Origin of the sequence: Pseudomonas sp. MWU12-2319 (assembly GCF_023242525.1) — a bacterium.
In the GTDB taxonomy this organism is placed as follows: Bacteria; Pseudomonadota; Gammaproteobacteria; order Pseudomonadales; family Pseudomonadaceae; genus Aquipseudomonas; species Aquipseudomonas gingeri_D.
In genome coordinates this window covers 295,006-312,334 of sequence record NZ_JALJES010000003.1, presented here as the reverse complement: position 1 = coordinate 312,334, position 17,329 = coordinate 295,006, and the positions used below count along the sequence as shown (strand labels likewise).

Sequence of the window (17,329 nt, the reverse complement as noted above, 5' to 3'; positions counted from 1 at the left end):
CGACCTGTTTGATAGGTTTTACGACTTGATGAGGTGTTCATGGAATTGCGGCATTTGCGCTACTTCATCGCTGTGGCCGAAGAACTGCACTTTGGCCGCGCCGCCGAGGTGCTGGGGATTTCCCAGCCGCCGTTGAGCCAGCAGATCCAGGCGCTGGAGCAGGAGCTGGGAGCACGGCTGTTTGACCGGACCAATCGTCGGGTCGAGTTGAGTGAGGCGGGTCGCCTGTTTCTGCAAGAGGCGCGGTTGGTGCTGGCGCAGGTGGACAAGGCGGCGGATGTGGCGCGGCGGGCGCAGTTGGGGGAATTGGGGGAACTGAAGATCGGGTTTACCTCGTCGGCACCGTTCAACTCGACCATTCCCCAGGCGATCTTTGCCTTTCGCCAGGCATTCCCTGCGGTGCATTTGAACCTGCGGGAGATGAGCAGCAAGACGGTTGCCGACGGTTTGATGGATGAGTCCATCGAGGTGGGCTTGATGCGGCCTTTGCCGTTACCGGATGCGCTGAGTGTTGTGGAACTGATGCATGAGCCGCTGGTGGCGGTACTCAGTGCCAAGCATCCCTTGGCCGGCGGCAGCGAGGACGGGATGTATTTGTCCGAGCTGGCGCTGGAGCCCTTTGTGTTTTTTCCGCGCAGTTATGGCAGTGGTTTGTATGCGCAGTTGCTGACCTTGGCGCGGCAGGCGGGCTTCAGCCCGCACTTTGCCCAGGAGGCGGGTGAGGCGATGACCATTATCGGCTTGGTGGCGGCGGGGTTGGGGGTGTCGGTGTTGCCGGCGTCTTATCAGAGGATTCGGATTGATGGCGTGGTCTATCGACCGTTGCTTGACCCGGATGCGGTGTCGGCGGTGTGGCTGGTCCAGCGCAAGGACCAGAAGTCACCGATGGCCAAGGCGTTTATCGAGTTGCTGACGCGTCGAGCGGTGCCGCAGGCTTAAGGGGGTCTGAAGCCGAGCGCGGTCCTGTGGCGAGCGGGCAAGCCCGCTCGCCACAAGGGTGTAACCGTCTAGTGCAGCGGCAGATTATCCAATGACTGATCCAGCTCAGCTTTCGCCATTTCCACCAGATGCATGGCCGAGAATGCCAGCGCCCGCTTGGAGCCGCTGAGACCATCGCCGGATTCGTAGGCGGTGGCCGCTGCGCAGGTCAGCAACTCGGAGACGTGAACCAGGGATTCTTCCAGGCTTCGACCGGATTTGGTGTTAGGCAGCCGGATAGCGCCCGGCGATGCAGATGTTGGGCTGGGCAGATAGTGATCAAGAGCACGCTGGATGGCGGCCTGATCCTTGAACCGGTCGGCAGAAGGGAAGGCGTTGGGATCCTGGACAGGTGGTGCGGGAGTTGTTTTGCTCATGGTTGAGTCCCTATATCAATAATTGGAACTGCAACCCATCGCTTGCACGCAGAAGGGTGGCAGCTGTGCGCAGGTGTGCAAGACCGAGGATATAGGACTCGGCAGACCCGAAGGTCTCCCACGCACAGCCACCATAGCAATCGAGCGTCGAATACCAGTCTACTGAACGACGCGAATATTGTGGGAGCGGAGCTTGCCCGTGAAGCTTTTAGCGGCCTCAAGGGCCTCTTCGCGGGCAAGCTCCGCTCCCACAGACTCTTGCGATGCAGGGACTAAGCGCCGTTACTGGGACAGCGGCTGCGCCTCGCCAACACCGATCGCCCGTGCCGACGGCTGGTCATGATGAGCTCGCAGTTCGGCGAGGATGTCCTGGTCCAGAAAGCTCACCCAACGGATGTAGTTCCTGTGGATCTTGCCGTCCTGGTAACCCATGCCGCTGCTGTCGCGGTAGGCGATGGTGTAGCCGCTGGCGCTATAGTTGATGTCGATCTCGACGTGGAATTTCTCACGCACGGTGATCTCGGCCTGGACCTGGCCCGGGTTGACGCGCTGAACGGTCCACTCACGTTTGGTCAGGGCGGCGACAATCGCTTGTTTCACCTCGTCCTGGCTGGCCTGGACCTGCGGGGTGAGGGTGCGGCTCGGGTTGACAATGGGTTTACTGGTACAGCCGGCCATGGTCAGCAGGGCCAGGGTGACAAGTGCAGCACGAAGCAGGGAAGACATTCCGTTTTCTCCAGAGGGTTTCAAAAAAGTCAGCGCCAGCGGCGGAACACCAGGGAGGTGTTCACGCCGCCAAAGGCAAAGTTGTTGTTCATCACATACTCGTTGCTCATCTGCCGGAATTCGCCGCGCAGGTAATCCAGCTCGCCGCATTGCGGGTCGATCTGGTCGAGGTTCAGGGTAGGGATGTAGCTGTCGCGGTTCATCATCTCGATGCTGAACCAGGATTCCAGCGCCCCGCAGGCGCCCAGGGTATGGCCGAGGAAGCTCTTCTGCGAACTGATGGGCATGCGGCTGCCGAACAGGCTGCTGGTGGCCAGGGTCTCGGCGATATCGCCCTGCTCGGTGGCGGTGCCATGGCCGTTCACATAACCGATGGCGTCCGCCGTCAGGCCGGCATCTTCCAGGGCCAGTTCCATGGCCCGGCGCATGGTGCTCTGCTCCGGGCGGGTGGCGTGCTGGCCGTCGGCGTTGCTGCCGAAGCCGACGATTTCCGCATGAATATGCGCGCCACGGGCCAGGGCATGTTCCAGCTCTTCAAGCACCAGCATGCCGCCGCCTTCACCGATCACCAAACCGTCACGGCCGCTGTCGTAGGGACGCGGACTGCTCTGCGGCGCATCGTTTTTCAGGCTGGTGGCGTAGAGCGCGTCGAACACCATGGCTTCGGTGGGGCACAGCTCCTCGGCACCGCCGGCGAGCATCAGCGGCAGGCGCCCGAACTTGATCGCCTCGTAGGCATAGCCGATGCCCTGGCTGCCGCTGGTGCAGGCGCTGGAGGTGGGGATCAGGCGCCCGGTCAGGCCGAAGAAGATGCTGATATTGGCCGCCGTGGTGTGCGGCATCATGCGCACGTAGGAGTTGGCGTTGAGCCCTTCGGCCACGGAGTTGATCAGCATCATGCCGAAGGCCTTGATCTCGTCGGTGCTGCCGGTGGACGAACCGCAGGCCACGCCCATGCGCCCGTCACGGATGATCTCGTTGCCCAGCAGGCCGGCATCGGCCAGGGCCATTTCCGCCGCGCCGACGGCGAAGCGCGAGACCCGGCCCATGCTGCGCAGCTGCTTGCGGGTCCAGTGCGACGGCACCGCGTAATCATCGATGGGCCCGGCCAGGCGCGTGTTCAGTTCGGTGAAACGCTCCCACTCGGCCATGTAGCGGATGCCGCTGCGGTTGGCGCGGAAGTGGGCTTCGATGCTGGCCCAGTCATTGCCCAGGGAAGTGATGCCGGCCATGCCGGTGACGACGACGCGCTTCATCAGCACAGGCCTCCGTTGACGGCCAGCACTTGCCGGGTGATGTAGGAGGCTTCCGCGGACATCAGGAAGTTCACCGCGCCGGCAACTTCTTCCGGGGTGCCCATGCGTTGCACCGGGATCATTTTCAGCAGTTCTTCCACCGGCACATTGTCATCGAGCATGGCGGTGTCGATCAGGCCCGGAGCAACGCAGTTGACGGTGATCTTGCGTTTGCCCAGCTCGATGGCCAGGGCCTTGGCGGCGCCGATCAGACCGGCCTTCGAGGCGCTGTAGTTGACCTGCCCGCGGTTGCCGATCAGCCCGGATACCGAGGTGATGCAGACGATTCGCCCCGGGGCGCGACGGCGGATCATCGGCATCATTACCGGATGCAGCACGTTGTAGAAACCGTCGAGGTTGGTGCGCAGGACCAGGTCCCAGTCTTCTTCGGACAGGGCCGGGAAAGCGCCGTCACGGGTCAGGCCGGCGTTGAGTACCACGCCGTAGTAGGCGCCATGTTCTTCAACGTCGGCTTCCAGGCGGGTGCGACAGGCTTCCCGGTCGGACACATCGAATTGCAGCACGCGGGCCTGGCGCCCCAGCGCTTCGATTTCGGCCTGCACGGCTTCGGCATCGGCGCGGCCGCTGCGGCAATGCAGCACCAGGTCAAAACCGGCGCGGGCCAGGCGCAGGGCGATTGCACGGCCGATACCGCGGCTGGAGCCGGTGACCAGGATGGATTCAGTCATGACGCGACTCCTGTGATTCGGATAGATAAGCGGCGGCCTGGGGTGGACGGAACACGTTCAGGCGCGCGGTGGCATGGATGTCGGGACCGGTCAGGTGGCATTCGAACACGCCCATGCCGTTGTCGTCTTCCAGCGAGCGCAAGGCGTGGATGCGCAGTTCGCTGCCGGCGGGAAAGTGTTCCACATTGCAGTCGAACTTGCGCGTGCCGAGCAGGAAACCCAGCTCCACCGGCTTGCCTTCGCCACGGGCGCGGCAACCGGCATAGGCAGCGACGCTCTGGGCCATCAGTTCGATCCCGACCCAGGCCGGCAGGCTGCCGTCCTCGCGGTTGAACAGGCCGTCCGGGCGCACGGTGAGGCGGGTGTGGATCTGTTCTTCGTCGCAGGCCAGGACCTGGTCGATCAGGATCATGTCCCCGGCATGGGGCAGCAATTCGGCGAGCGGCCAATCGATCATGGGGCGTCTCCGATAATCAGGCTGACATTGTTGCCGCCGAAGGCAAAGGAGTTGCTCATCAGGCGGCGCAGTGGATGGGGGTTGAGGCGGTCGCCCGGCTTGACCCAGTTCAGGGGCGGCAGCGCCGGGTCGGCCTGGCCGTCCCAGAGGTGCGGCGGCAGGGCGGCGGACGGGTTGTCGGCACTCAGGCTCAACCAGCAGAACGCCGCTTCCAGCGCGCCGGCAGCGCCCAGGGTGTGGCCGGTCATGGGCTTGGTCGAGGAGCACGGCGGGCTTGTCGGGAACAGCGTGGACACGGCCAGGCTTTCCATGGCGTCGTTGTGCTGGGTGGCGGTGCCGTGCAGGTTCAGGTAGTCAATGTCTTGCGGTTGCAGGCCGGCCTGCTTCAGCGCTTTGCCCATGGCCTGCACGGCGCCCTGGCCGGTCGGGTCGGGGGCGGAAATATGGTGGGCGTCGCAACTGGCACCGGCGCCGAGCAGGGCAATGGCCGGGCCGTCGTCGGCGCGTTTGCTCATCAGGAACAGCACCGCCGCTTCGCCGATATTGATGCCGTTGCGGTTCAGCGAAAACGGATTGCAGCGCTGCGTCGACACGGCTTCGAGCGAGCTGAAGCCGCGGAGTGTCAGCTGGCACAGGCTGTCGACGCCGCCGCAGAGCACTGCGTCGCACAGGCCCAGGTCGAGCAGGCGCCGGGCACTCATCAGGGCCCGCGCGCTGGAGGTGCAGGCGGTGGAGATCACGTAGGCCGGGCCGCGCAGTTGCAGCCAGTCGGCGAGGAAGGCCGCCGGGGCGCTCAGTTCCTGTTGCTGGTAGTCGTAGCCGTCGGGGAAGTGCCCCTCTTTCAGATAGCTGGCGATGCCACGACTGGCCTCATCGATGCCCGAGGTGCTGGTGCCCAGGACGATGCCGATGCGTTCGCGGCCATAGGTGTCGATGGCACGCTGGATCGGCTCGGCGATTTGCAGGGTGGCTTCCATCAGCAGTTGATTGTTGCGGCTGGCCTGGGCGCTCAGTTCAGCGGGAATCGCTGCCAGTTCGCCTTGCACGGCGGCCACCGGCAGGATGCGTTCGGGCACCCAGCCGCTTTCCGGACGCAGGCCCGAGCAGTCGCCGGCAAACAGGTTGCGCGCCACGCTCTGCTTGTCGCGGCCCAGCGCGCAGATGACGCCGAGGGCGTTCAGGTAGGCGGTCATGGGGCAGCCTCGCTCAACGGACTGATTCGGTAGTGCAGACTCTCCGGCAGGCTCAGGGTGAAGTCCAGCGGCTGGCGATAGCTGACTCGCCAGCGGGCATCGAGGACGCGTTCCGCGTTTTGGCGTTGCGCGCTCGGGTAGTTGCCCGCGAGTTCGGTATCCGGGGTCAGGGCAAACAGCAAGGCGGCGAACAGTTCGCGAGCCTGGGGATTGGGCGGCAGCAAGCCGTCGGCCTGCCATTCACCGTCCTGCAGGCGCTGGCGGGCCAGGGGAATGCCCAGTGGGTCCATCAGTGACCAGCGCAGGCCGTTCGCCTCACGCTGGATCACCAGCAACCAGTCCTGGCGTTGCCCGGCCTGTTCACGCTCGATATGCAATTGCAGCGGTAACGCCAGCGTCGGTGCGTGCACGGGCAGCGGCGCGCGGCTGGCGCAGGCGCTCAGCAGCAGGAAGCAGCCGAGCAACAGGGCGCGGATCATTCGACGGTCTCGCCAAGGGGTTTGCGGGCGACCACGTTGACCAGGGTTTCCTCACGCCGGCCCACGGGCGGCGGGCTCTTCAGGCGCAGGCGCTCCAGTAGCCCGAAGTCCTTGGACCGGCTCCACCACAGGTACGGGTAGGAGACGTTCCGGGGCGTGAATTCGAAACCCTGGTCGCTGATCATGTCCAGGTACTGCGCCGCGCTTTTCTGCACATGCATGGGGTGGCGGAACAGCCAGCGAATCACCCAGGTGTCGATATAGGCTTCGGTGGACTCGGCGAACAGCAGGTAGCCGCCCGGCTTGAGCACCCGATAGAACTCGGCCAGGGCTCGGTCCTGCTGCACCAGGTGGTGGAAGGTCTGGTGGCAGAAGAGGATATCGACGCTTTGCGAGGGCACATCGAGGATCGCGCAGTCGCTGCCGATCAGCTCGACTTCCAGGCCACGGCGTTGTGCTTCTTCGCCGCTCAGCTTGAGGCTGTGGGGATCGGCGTCAAGGCCGATCAGTCGCGCCGGGGCGAAGGTTTGCTGCAAGTACTGGAAGGACTTGCCCTGGCCGCAACCGGCATCGAGTACCACCGGGTTGGCCGGCAGGGCCTCGCTGAACAGGCCACGCAGGTCGTTGATCGCCACCCGCAGCACGTGGTGTTGCCAGGTGTGGCTGCGCAGGAACCAGAAGCCGAAACGGGTTTCCGCGACGTAGGTGTCGCTCAGGTACGGATGGCTCATGTCGGGGTACTCGCACAGATTTCCGACAGCATCCGCAGGCGGCGTCGGGGTTCACTGACAAAAGGGTTGCGCTCGTCCCAGGCATAGCCGGCGAGGATCGCACTGATCATGGCGCGGATTTCCGGCGAGCTGCCGGGATGGAAGATCACATCCTGGAAGGTCCCGGCGTACCAGCCTTCGACGTAGCAGCGGAAGGTTTCGACACCGCGCTTGAGCGGCTCGGCGAACTGGGTCTGCCAGTCGACGCTTTCACCTTGCAGTTGGCGGTGCAGCAGGCCGGCGGCCATGCTCGCCGAACGCATGGCGATGGTCACGCCGGAGGAGAACACCGGGTCGAGGAATTCCGCCGCGTTGCCCAGCAGGGCGAAGCCCGGACCGTGCAAGGTTTTCACATTGGCCGAGTAGCCGCCGATGGTCCGCGCCGGGGTGTCCCACAAGGCGTTTTCCAGCACGGCTTGCAGGCTCGGGGTTTCTGCAACGAAGCCCTTGAGGCAGGCATCCAGGTCCTCGGTGCGTCCGGCAAAGTGCCCGGCGGCGGCGACCACGCCAAGGGAGCAGCGGCCGTTGCTGAACGGAATGGTCCAGAACCAGATATCGCGCTGTTGCGGGTGGGTGGTGATCAGGATCTTTTCCCGCTCGAAAGCGGGATGTTCGATACGGTCTTCGATATGGGTGAAGACCGCCTGGCGTACCGGGAAACTCGACGGTGCTTCGAGGTCGAGCAGGCGCGGCAGCACCCGGCCGTAGCCACTGGCATCGAGGACGAAACGTGCTTCGATCAAATACTCGCTGCCGTCTTCGCGACGGGCCCGCAACTGCGGTTGTGGCCGGTCGAAATCAACGCTGACGACTTCCTCGCCGTAGCGGATTTCCACGCCTTGCAGGGCCGCCTGGTCCGCCAGCAGTTTGTCGAAGTCGGCGCGTTGGACCTGGAAGGTGGTCGGCTTGCCGTTGCTGAAGGTCTGGCCGAAATCGAAGGCGCTGTAGTGTTCGCCCCAGGCGAAGGCCGCGCCGTTCTTCAACTGGAACCCGGCGGCGTTGACGGCGTCGAGCATGCCGGCTTCTTCGACGAAGTCCAGGCAGTGCGACAGCAGGCTCTCACCGATGGAAAAGCGCGGGAAGTGCTGGCGTTCGACGATCAGCACGTCGTGGCCATTGCGTTTGAGCAAGGCGGCGGCGATGGCGCCGGAAGGGCCCGCGCCAATCACCACGACTTCTCGATGTTCCATTTCAATCGCTGGCACACAGGCTCCTTGCGGGGTTCGAAGGTTTCGAAGGGATAGGGCTTGGGTCGACAGTCGTGACCGAGTGATCAGCTTGCGGTGTCGCGGTCTTGTCAGTTGGGCGTGCGGCCCAGGGCGCGAGCAGGAAGCTGAAGGCCAGCCCCAGGCTCACCGCCAGGCCGAAGTTGCTCACCGCCGGGGTGCTGGAAATCGCCAGCAGGCCGAACGACAGCCAGGTGGTCAGGGCGGCCAGCAAGGTGCCCAGCAGGCTGACGGCGGCACCGCCGATCTGCTCGCGCATCAGGATGGCGTAGTCGACGCTGATGGCGGTTACCAGCAGCAGGCCGAACAGGCTGAACAGCGTCAGCGGCTGGCCGAGCCAACCGAGGCTGGCCAGGCTGCACAGGGCCGCCAGCAGCGGCAGGGCGACGATCCGCAAGGCGCCTCGCAGGCCGAACGGCAGGATCAGCAACAGCACAATCAGCACACAGGACGCCAGTTTCAGTTCGGCGGCGCTGACCTGGGTGGCAGCGAAGACCTTGTTCAACTCGCCCAGCCGGTCCACCAGCTTTACCCCCGGCAGGCCGTCGGTTTGCGCCCGCAGCAGGTCGGCGTTGTTCAGGCCGCGCAGGCTGACCATGCCGGCCACGCCGTCGGTTTGCACGCCGAGCCAGAGCAGGCGCCAAGGCTCGGACAGCGGGCCTTTGAGGGCGCTGTCGATATCCTGGATCGGCAGGGCTTGCAGCTGTGCCAGTTCGCTTTGCAAGGCAGCGGCCGGTACGCCGAGGTCGAGCAAGGGTTGCCAGAACCCCGGCAGTTGCTTGAGCGAGCCCTGCAACTGTTGTTGTTCCCGGGGCAGGCTGACCACCTGGTCCAGTGACTGATAGCCCTGGAGCTTGCCTTGGCTCACCAGTTGATCGAGACGTTCGCCGAGTGCGGCCTGGCGCTCCAGCAACTGCTGTTGATCGGCGCCGCGAACCAGGAAGAACTGGCTGGTGGGCTGGTAGCCGGTGATCCTTGCGACGGCCTGGGCCTCGGCCTGCAATTGCGGCGGCGCACCGACCCATTGGCGGATATCGTTCTTGCTGGTCAGGTGCCACAGGCCACCGGCGCAGAACAGCACCAGCAGCGCCAGCAACAACCGGCTGCCGACCTTGCGCAGCAATGCTTCACGCACCTTCAGCAAGACTTCGCAGACCCGCAGCGGCCATTGCGCCGGACGCAGGTCGGTGCCCTTGAGCAGCGCCGGCAGCAGGCACACGGCGGTCAGGTAGGCGCCCACCAGGCCCGCAGCGGAGAACACGGCAATCTGGGTCAGGGCCGGAAACGGCGTCCAGGCCAGGGCCAGGTAACCGATGCAACTGGTGGCCAGGCTCAGGCTAAGGCCGGGCAGGGTAATGCGCAGGGCCGGCCAGCTGTGCCAGGGTTTCAGGCTCCAGCTCTTGGACAGGTAATGCAGCGGGTAGTCCACGGCCACGCCGATCAGGCTGGCCCCCAGCACCAGGGTCATCACGTGCAGATGACCGAACAGCATCACGCAGGCCACCGTGCCGAACAGCATGCCCACCAGCACCGGGACGAAGGCCAGCAATACCCGCCAGCGCCGGAAGGCCAGCAACAGCAGCAGGAGAATGCCGAAGGTGGCGCCACCGCCGACCCAGGTGATTTCCCGGGTGGCCTGTTGCTGGCCGGCGGCGGCATACAGCAGGCCGCTGGCGGCGAGCAGTTGGGCGTCGTCCTGGGCGGCTTCCTCGCGGCTGTGCTTGAGCAGTTCGGCGACCTGTATCGGCAGCTTCATATCAAAAGCATTGCCCCGGGTGCGGGCCCGTAGCAGCACCCAGCTTTTGCCGTCGGCCTCGGCGATCAACGCGCCGCTGCCGATATCGAATTGCACCGCGCCGGGCTTCGGTCGGCTGTCCTGGATGCGTCCGGTCAGGCCGAGCCAGTCGTCCTGGCTCGGCACCAGGCTGATGCCGGAGAAGGGATCGAACAGCGACTGAACCCGTTGCTGGATAAACGCCGCCGGGTGGTCGATCAGTTGCTGTCGGTCAGCGTGGGTAAGCATCGCCAGGCGGCTGGCCAGCAGTTGTTGGCGCAAGGCCGGCAGGTCGGCCTGCAAGCTCCACTGCACGGTTTCGAACAGCCCGCTGGCTTGCCAGCGCTCGCCCAGCCGTTGCGCCAGGGCAATGGCTTTCTGGCGATCGGCCTGGCCCACCAGCACCAGCATTTCCCGGTTCAAGGGTTCCTGCATGCGCTGTTCGGCCTTGAGCTCCAGGGCATCGGGTGCCGAGCCCGGCACCAGTTCCATCAGGTCGGCCGACACCGGCGCGCCATGCCGCCATTGCCAGCCGGCGAGCGCCAGCACTGCCAGCAGCAGGATCAGGAACAGGCGCGGGAGCAGGCGTTCACTCGGCAAAGTCGTGTTGCTCCGCATCGCTCAGGGGGAGGGCGGCGCTGCTGTCCTGCATGCGCAGGACGGTGCTGTCGCCCTGGGTTTCCAGCAGTTCGATGCGTTGCACCAGTTCGCCGCCGTCGATATTGATCCGGGTGAAGATCTGCTTGAGCAGCACCGAGCGCGGCACCAGGGTCAGTTGCCAGTGCTGGGCGTCGCCTTGCAGTTGCAGTTCGAAATCCCGTTGCAGTCCAGTGCTGTCGCCTTGCAGCACGGCGATAAACAGGCGGTTCTGTTCGGCCCCGGCGCTTTTGTTCGGGACCATCTGCCAGCCGCTCGGGTCGCGTCGGGCGATGCCCTTGGCGCTGATGCGGTAGTCCTGTTGCAGCGGGGTCTTGAGCAGCCAGAGCAGGCCGTGGTCCTTGGCGAGGACGAAGGTGCCCTTGCTGGTCAGCGGTTGCGGCAGGGCACGCAGGTGTTTTTCCTGGATAAAGCTGCCGTGGATCACCGAAGGCTTGGCCAGTTGGTCGCTCAGCTGTTGCAGGTCGAAGGCCGAGGCGTGGGCGGACAGGCCGAGGCCGAACAAAAGACTCAGCAAGCACGCGAACCGTGCAGGAGCTGGCTTGCCGGCGATGAGGCCCTTGAGCCTTGCGGTGATCTTGCGGACGCTATCGCCAGCAAGCCGGCTCCTACAGGTTTTGCGGCGTACCTGAATGTTCATGCGAGTACCTTCTCGACGGCGTCGACGAAGACCTTGGGCGAGGCCAGTTGCATTTCCCGACTCTGGATATCCACGGCCACCTGAACGGTACTGGCGCGGGTCAGGCGTTCGCCGCTGGCAAGGTCGGTGATCAGGTAGTTGACCTTCAAGCGGTTCTCCCACTCCACCAGGTTGGCCCGCACATTGATCTTCTGGCCGAACACCGCGCCGCGTACATAACGCAGTTGCAGGTCGATCACCGGCCACGCATAGCCGGATTCGAGCATGTGCGTGTAGTTGTGGCCGATATGGTCCAGCAGCGCGCAGCGGGCGACTTCCAGGTACTTCACGTAATGGCCGTGCCAGACCACGTGCATGGTGTCGACGTCGAAAAACGGCACCAGGATCTCGGTATCGACATGCAGTACGCCGCGGCTACGCATGCAGCCTCCAGTGTTGCTCGGCGATGCGTTTCAGGCACAGGCGCAGTTCGGCTTCCAGGGCGCGGTCTTCGATGACCGGGGGGAAGTCCTTTGCCAGGGCTTCGTGCATCGCCGCCAGGGCCGGCGGCAGCGGCCGCGCATCGCTGGCCTGGCTGCGCAGCCAGACGCCCTGGTTGGCGGCGAGCAAGGTGGCGGCGGCGACCTGTTCGGTCAGTTCCAGCACGCGGATCGCATCGCGGGCGGCAATGGTGCCCATGCTCACCTTGTCCTGGTTGTGGCATTCGGTGGAGCGCGAGAACACGCTGGCCGGCATGGTGTTTTTCAGGGCCTCGGCGGTCCAGGCACTGGCGCCGATCTGCACGGCCTTGAAGCCATGGTTGAGCATCGCGCGCTCGGCGCTGGAACCGGACAGGTTGCTCGGCAGACCATGGTTGTAGCGCACGTCCACCAGCAGGGCGAGCTGCCGATCGAGCAGGTCGGCGACGTTGGCCACCAGGGTCTTGAGGCTGTCCATGGCAAAGGCGATATGCCCGCCGTAGAAGTGCCCGCCGTGGAGCACGCGCTCTTCTTCGGCGTCGATGATCGGGTTGTCGTTGGCGCTGTTCAGTTCGGTCTCGATAAACGAACGCAACCAGCCCAGGCTGTCGGCCAGCACGCCGAGCACATGGGGGGCGCAGCGCAGCGAGTAGCGATCCTGCAAACGGTGCAGCGGCGCGGTCGGCGCATCGATGGCGAGGTCCTTGCGCAGCCAGGCGGCGACTTGCATCTGCCCCGGGTGCGGCTTGGCGGCGAACAGGCGCTCGTCGAAGTGTTCCGGGTTGCCTTGCAGCGCCACTACGTTGAGGGCGGTGATGCGGGTTGCCAGTTGCAGCAGGTAGTCGGCGCGGGCAAAGGCCAGGCAGGCCAGGCCGGTCATGACGGCGGTGCCGTTCATCAATGCCAGGGCTTCCTTGGGCCGCAGTACCAGCGGGTCCCAGCCGAGTTCGCGGTGCACGTCGCTGGCCTGGCGGCGCTCGCCGCGGAACAGCACTTCGCGTTCGCCGGAGAGGGTCGCGGCCACGTAGGACAGTGGCGTCAGGTCACCACTGGCACCGACCGAGCCCTCTTCGGGAATCAGTGGCAGGATGTCCAGGTCGAGGAACGCCTGCAGGCGTTCCAGCAGTTCCACACGCACGCCGGACACGCCGTGGCACAGCGACTGCAAACGCGCCGCCAGCACCGCGCGGGTGGCCTGGGGATCGAGCAACTCGCCGAGGCCGCAACCGTGGAAGGTGTAGAGGTGACGCGGCAGCGCTTCAACGTGTTGTAGCGGCACCGCCACCACGCAGGAATCGCCGTAGCCGGTGGTGACGCCGTAGATCACGCCTTCCTTGTCCAGCAACGAGTCAAGGAACTGCGCGCCCTTGGCGATGCGCTGGCGGAACGCGGGGTCGCCTTGCAGTTGCGTCGGCACCTGACGGTTGGCCAGGGCCAGCACGTCTTCGATGCGCAGCGGGAGTTCGCCGAAGGTGACCGGCTCAAGCGGATGCGTTGTCATCGGATTTCCAGAAAGGGTAGAAGTTGAACCACTGGTACGGTGCCTGCAGGCAGTAATGGCCCAGGCGCTCGGCGTAACGGGCGGCCCACTGGGCGATCACCTGTTCGCGGTCGTTGCGTTTCCACTGCACCGCTTCGGTGAAGGGTTCGAGGGTGATGCGGTAGCGGCCCTGGAGTTTCACGCAGAACAACAGGTTGACCGGGCATTTCAGCAGGCCGGCCAGGAGCCATGGACCTTGCGGGAACGCAGCGGGTTGGCCGAGGAAATCCACTCGTACATGGCGTCCGCCATGGAGCGGCACACGGTCGCCGGCAATCGCCAGCCACTCGCCGCGATCCAGGCGCTGGCTCAGTTGCAGCATCACCGCCGGGTTCAGTTCGCTGACCTGGATCAGCCGCAGGTTGGTCGCCCCGGCTTCGCCCAGCAAGCGGTTGAAGCGCTCGGCGTGCTTGGTGTGCACCAGCACGTTCATGGTGACCTTTTCCCCCAGTTCGGCGAGGGCGCGGCAGACTTCCAGATTGCCCAGGTGCGCACCCACCAGCATCTGCCCGCGCTCGCCGCGCAGTTGATCGCGCAGCCGGGCCGGGTCGACGATCTCGAGCTGCTCAAGGCGCAGCTTGCCGTTCCACACGTCGAGTTTGTCCAGCAACGAGTCGGCAAAGGCCATGAACTGCCGGAAGACATTCATGCGGGTCGGCCGCAGGGCGCTTTGAGCGCTCCAGTCGGCCAGGCGCTGCTGGTAGTGCCAGGCACTCTGCCGGGCGCTGCGGCCGAACAGGAAAAAGTACAGGACGATACCGTGCAGCACCGGGCTGAGCATCCGGCGGCCGAGGACCTTGACGCCGAAGGCGGTGAGTTTCATCAACCAGAAGCTGCCGCGCTCCTGGCGGTCGGCCCAATGTTTTTGTGCGTCGCTCATGCCCGCCACCGTCGCCAGAGGATGCTCGGCAGGCGCACCAGCATGCCGAAGAACAGCCGGGTGTGCATGCTGGAAATCAGCGCGTTGTCGTGGAACATCCGAAAGTGCGAGAGGCCGTCCAGGGGGTAGTGGACCTTGGTCGGCAACCAGCGCATGGGTTGGTTGCGCCAGGACAGGCGCACGAGAATGTCCGAGTCGAAGTCCATGCGTTTGCCCACCTTCACCGAATTGATCAGCGCCAGCACCGGTGGCAGCGGGTAGACCCGGAAGCCGCACATGGAGTCGCGGATCTGCAACGACAGGCTGTTGATCCAGACCCAGACATGGGTCAGGTAACGGGCATAGAGCCGGCCCTTGGGTACGCTGTCATCGTATTGCGGGTAGCCGCAGATCAGCGCTTCGGGGTGCTGGCGCGAGGCGTCGAGAAAGACCGCGATGTCCTGCAGGTCGTGCTGGCCGTCGGCGTCCACCTGCAGGACATGGCTGAAGCCCAGCCGGGCGGCCTCGCGCATTCCGCTCATGACCGCGCCGCCCTTCCCTTGGTTGACGGGTAGTTTCACCAGGGAAACGTGTTCGCGTTCGGCGAGTTGTTCCAGTACCGCCGCGCAGGTCGGGCTGCTGGCATCGTCCACCAGCACGCAGGGCAGGCCGGCGGCGAGCACCGCTTCGAGAACAGCGGGCACGGCGGCCTCATGGTTGTAGACCGGGATAACGGCGCAGGGCTTATGCATGGGCCGTCTCCAGCACGATGCGGCCGCTGGAGCAGGCGGCCTTGGTATTGCGAAAGGCGAAGTGCAGTTTGCTGCGCTCACGGTCGAAGCGCAGGCTCAGTTCGAGCTGGTCGCCCGGTCGCACCAGTTGCTGGAACTTCAGCACTTCCATGCCGGCGAATTTTTCCGGCAGTTCGAGTCGTTCGCGACCCAGCTCCAGCGCCCAATCCACTTGCACCACGCCGGGCAGCACCGGGGTGACCGGGAAGTGTCCGCTGAAGTAGGCCAGGTCCGGCGGCACGGCCAACTGCAACAGCCATTCGCCATCTGTTTCGTGTTGCGAAAGCACTTCCGGACCTTTGGGGCGCGGCGCCTGCAACAGGGCCTGGACTTCGGCTTGGGGCAATTTGCCCTGGGGGTTCAGCGGCAGTTGCCGCAGTAGCCGCCAGCGGCGCGGCAGCGCCAGGGTTTCGCAATGGCCGAGCAGATGTTTGCGCAGGGCCTCGGTCAGCGTACGCCGACCCTGGTTACGCAGGATATGCAGTCCCTGTTCGGAGAGCACTAGCAGCGCGCCGAGGTAGGCGCGGTTTTCCTGCACCACGCCCAGGCGCGCTTCGGCGACCCAGTCGTGCTCCACCAGGGCCTGTTCCAGCATCGGCAGGGAGATGCGTTTCTCTTCCAGTTTGACGATGCGGTCCAATCGGCCCAGCAGTTCAAAACGGCCATCGGCTTCGAAGCGTACGGCGTCCGCCGTTTGCTCGATATGACCGGCCGGCAGGTAAGGCGAAGCCACCTGCAAGGCACCGTCCGGGTCCTGGCTCAGCTGTACGTCGGCAAAAGGGCGCCACAGCGGATCGCCCTGGCGCCAGGCGATACCGCCGGTTTCCGAGCTGCCGAGAATTTCCGTCGGCCATTGTCGCAAGCGTTGTTGCAGACTGGACGCGGCCTCGGACGGAAGTGCACCGCCGGAAGAAAACACCCGGCGCACCTGGCTCAGGGCCGGCCAGTCGAGGTTGTCGCCCATGCGCTTGAGCAGGGCCGGGCTCGCCACCCAGGCGAATTGCGGGTGTTCACGGCTGGCGCGTTGCAGGTCTTCCGGGAAGGCCAATTGCTTGCGCACAAAGGTCCGTCCGGCACACAGCGGCCAGAGCACACGGAACAGCAGGCCATAGATATGTTGAGTAGCGACACTGCCGATAATGCAGGCCTGCTCGAGGTCGGCGCCCCACAGCTGTTCCAGGGCCTGCACTTCATTGGCCAATTGGCGCAGGCTTTTGTCGATGCGCTTGGGTTCGCCACTGGAGCCGGAGGTGCACAGGCTCAGGTGGCAATCATCAAGATCGAGCACGGCCGGGCTCAAGGGTTCGCCGCAGAGCGCTTCGAGGGTGTGGCTATCCGTCAGCCACAGGTCGACATCCGCCGCCCAGCGTTGGCGGGTCTGCTCTTGCAGGTCGGCGGGCAACAGCACCCGAACGCCTGCGCGCCAGGCACCGAGCAGGGCGATGGCCAGTTCCCCGGCATCTTCCAGGTGCACGGCGATATGCTTGACGTCACGCGCCTGCAAGCCGGCCGCCAGGCTTAACGCCCGCAGTGACAGCCCGGCATGATCCAGCGACGGACCCAGGGTGACCGCTCGCGGTCCATGCGACTTGAGCAACAACTGCTCAAGGTTTATCCAGTTCATGCGCGGCCTCTTACCCGTTGTCGTACCAGCCACTCAATGGCGAACAGCAAACCCATCAGCCCATAGGAAATCAGGCCGGTGTACAACATCCACCAGTTCAGCGGCGCCCAGAGGGTCAGGGCGGCGGCGATCAGGCCGTTACAGAGAAAGAACAGGCTCCAGACGCGGGTTACCTGCCTCGTATAGTTAATGGCCACATCCGGCAACTGCGGCTCCCGCAGACGGGCCAGCCGCTCGACTATCGGTGGGCCGAATTTCAGGCTCAGGCCGAACAGCCCGAGCATGAAGCCGCTGATCAGCACCGGGTACCAGCGCAGCAGCAGCGGGCTGTTCAGCAACGCCAGCAAGCCGCAGAAAGCGATGGCACTGAGGGCCATCCACAGGCTGCCGGGGCGCCGCTCATCGGTCAGGACCCGGGCCAGCCACAGGCCGCCGAGCAACAGCCCGAACTGCCAGGGGGCAAAGTGCTCCATGCCGAAATACACCGCAAAGGGGTACAGCAGGCCCGCCAGGAGCAGGCCCAGGCCGATCAGGCGTTTCATGCGGCCGGTTGCACCAGGCGAAAGACCGCCTCGACCACATCGTTGACGGTGCGCACCGACTTGAACTCCTCGGCGGCGATTTTCTTGCCGGTCTGACGCTTGATATGGTCGATCAGGTCCACGGCATCGATGCTGTCGATTTCCAGGTCCTGGTACAGGTTGCTGTCCAGGGTGACGCGTTCGGGTTCGAGTTCGAAGAGTTCGACCAAGGCATCGCGCAGGGTGTTGAAGATGTCGTCACGGGTTTGCATGGT

18 protein-coding genes and 1 pseudogene are annotated in these 17,329 nt (G+C 64.9%); 1 reads left to right on the top strand and 18 read right to left on the bottom strand.

All coding sequences use genetic code 11. The features are described 5' to 3' along the window. Positions 1-39 precede the first annotated feature (39 nt). On the top strand, positions 40-939 hold the full coding sequence (locus M5C01_RS06860) for a LysR family transcriptional regulator (RefSeq protein WP_152737740.1): 900 nt from the start codon (positions 40-42) through the stop codon (positions 937-939). Between the two features lie 68 nt (positions 940-1,007). On the opposite strand, the gene M5C01_RS06855 is transcribed toward M5C01_RS06860, so the two are convergent. The 18 genes and pseudogenes from M5C01_RS06855 to M5C01_RS06770 all read right to left on the bottom strand — a co-directional run bounded on the left by M5C01_RS06855 (position 1,008) and on the right by M5C01_RS06770 (position 17,326). Continuing rightward, complete coding sequence (locus M5C01_RS06855) at positions 1,008-1,355, bottom strand: DUF3077 domain-containing protein (RefSeq protein ID WP_247263110.1); 348 nt, start codon at positions 1,353-1,355, stop codon at positions 1,008-1,010. A gap of 282 nt (positions 1,356-1,637) precedes the next feature. Continuing rightward, positions 1,638-2,081: a hypothetical protein gene (locus M5C01_RS06850; RefSeq protein ID WP_152737739.1), complete on the bottom strand. Its 444-nt coding sequence runs from the start codon at positions 2,079-2,081 to the stop codon at positions 1,638-1,640. 29 nt (positions 2,082-2,110) lie between these two features. Then, positions 2,111-3,337 carry a beta-ketoacyl-ACP synthase gene (locus tag M5C01_RS06845; protein WP_152737738.1) on the bottom strand — a complete coding sequence of 409 codons (1,227 nt, stop codon included), beginning with the start codon at positions 3,335-3,337 and terminating at the stop codon, positions 2,111-2,113. Next, positions 3,337-4,065, bottom strand: a complete 729-nt coding sequence (locus M5C01_RS06840) for a 3-ketoacyl-ACP reductase FabG2 (protein WP_152737737.1) — start codon at positions 4,063-4,065, stop codon at positions 3,337-3,339. The genes M5C01_RS06845 and M5C01_RS06840 overlap by 1 nt, the downstream gene beginning before the upstream one ends. Then, the gene (locus tag M5C01_RS06835; protein WP_152737736.1) at positions 4,058-4,522 is read right to left on the bottom strand and encodes a hotdog family protein; all 465 of its coding nucleotides are present in this window, start codon (positions 4,520-4,522) and stop codon (positions 4,058-4,060) included. Before M5C01_RS06835 ends, M5C01_RS06840 begins: the two co-directional genes overlap by 8 nt. Next, positions 4,519-5,715, bottom strand: a complete 1,197-nt coding sequence (locus M5C01_RS06830) for a beta-ketoacyl-[acyl-carrier-protein] synthase family protein (RefSeq protein ID WP_152737735.1) — start codon at positions 5,713-5,715, stop codon at positions 4,519-4,521. The genes M5C01_RS06835 and M5C01_RS06830 overlap by 4 nt, the downstream gene beginning before the upstream one ends. Beyond that, the gene (locus tag M5C01_RS06825) at positions 5,712-6,194 is read right to left on the bottom strand and encodes a DUF3261 domain-containing protein (protein ID WP_152737734.1); all 483 of its coding nucleotides are present in this window, start codon (positions 6,192-6,194) and stop codon (positions 5,712-5,714) included. Before M5C01_RS06825 ends, M5C01_RS06830 begins: the two co-directional genes overlap by 4 nt. After that, positions 6,191-6,925, bottom strand: coding sequence for a class I SAM-dependent methyltransferase (locus tag M5C01_RS06820; protein ID WP_103498001.1), 735 nt, complete (start codon positions 6,923-6,925; stop codon positions 6,191-6,193). Before M5C01_RS06820 ends, M5C01_RS06825 begins: the two co-directional genes overlap by 4 nt. Then, entirely contained in the window at positions 6,922-8,169 is a 1,248-nt protein-coding gene (locus M5C01_RS06815; protein ID WP_178129792.1) for an NAD(P)/FAD-dependent oxidoreductase, read from the bottom strand. The genes M5C01_RS06820 and M5C01_RS06815 overlap by 4 nt, the downstream gene beginning before the upstream one ends. A 106-nt stretch (positions 8,170-8,275) precedes the next feature. Beyond that, positions 8,276-10,582, bottom strand: a pseudogene (locus M5C01_RS06810) (MMPL family transporter); the annotation flags it as partial. Continuing rightward, positions 10,554-11,261: an outer membrane lipoprotein carrier protein LolA gene (locus M5C01_RS06805; protein ID WP_152737732.1), complete on the bottom strand. Its 708-nt coding sequence runs from the start codon at positions 11,259-11,261 to the stop codon at positions 10,554-10,556. The pseudogene M5C01_RS06810 and the gene M5C01_RS06805, both read right to left, overlap by 29 nt. Continuing rightward, entirely contained in the window at positions 11,258-11,683 is a 426-nt protein-coding gene (locus tag M5C01_RS06800) for an acyl-CoA thioesterase (protein WP_152737731.1), read from the bottom strand. The genes M5C01_RS06805 and M5C01_RS06800 overlap by 4 nt, the downstream gene beginning before the upstream one ends. Beyond that, positions 11,676-13,220 carry an aromatic amino acid ammonia-lyase gene (locus M5C01_RS06795; protein ID WP_103498005.1) on the bottom strand — a complete coding sequence of 515 codons (1,545 nt, stop codon included), beginning with the start codon at positions 13,218-13,220 and terminating at the stop codon, positions 11,676-11,678. Before M5C01_RS06795 ends, M5C01_RS06800 begins: the two co-directional genes overlap by 8 nt. Next, positions 13,201-14,139, bottom strand: a complete 939-nt coding sequence (locus tag M5C01_RS06790; RefSeq protein WP_103498006.1) for a glycosyl transferase — start codon at positions 14,137-14,139, stop codon at positions 13,201-13,203. Before M5C01_RS06790 ends, M5C01_RS06795 begins: the two co-directional genes overlap by 20 nt. Beyond that, entirely contained in the window at positions 14,136-14,870 is a 735-nt protein-coding gene (locus tag M5C01_RS06785; RefSeq protein ID WP_103498007.1) for a glycosyltransferase family 2 protein, read from the bottom strand. The genes M5C01_RS06790 and M5C01_RS06785 overlap by 4 nt, the downstream gene beginning before the upstream one ends. Continuing rightward, positions 14,863-16,533 (bottom strand): AMP-binding protein, encoded by a 1,671-nt coding sequence (locus M5C01_RS06780; RefSeq protein WP_152737730.1) that lies wholly within the window; start codon positions 16,531-16,533, stop codon positions 14,863-14,865. The genes M5C01_RS06785 and M5C01_RS06780 overlap by 8 nt, the downstream gene beginning before the upstream one ends. Continuing rightward, positions 16,530-17,075 carry a hypothetical protein gene (locus M5C01_RS06775; RefSeq protein ID WP_152737729.1) on the bottom strand — a complete coding sequence of 182 codons (546 nt, stop codon included), beginning with the start codon at positions 17,073-17,075 and terminating at the stop codon, positions 16,530-16,532. Before M5C01_RS06775 ends, M5C01_RS06780 begins: the two co-directional genes overlap by 4 nt. Further along, positions 17,072-17,326 carry an acyl carrier protein gene (locus M5C01_RS06770; RefSeq protein ID WP_100940447.1) on the bottom strand — a complete coding sequence of 85 codons (255 nt, stop codon included), beginning with the start codon at positions 17,324-17,326 and terminating at the stop codon, positions 17,072-17,074. The genes M5C01_RS06775 and M5C01_RS06770 overlap by 4 nt, the downstream gene beginning before the upstream one ends. Positions 17,327-17,329: the final 3 nt, after the last annotated feature.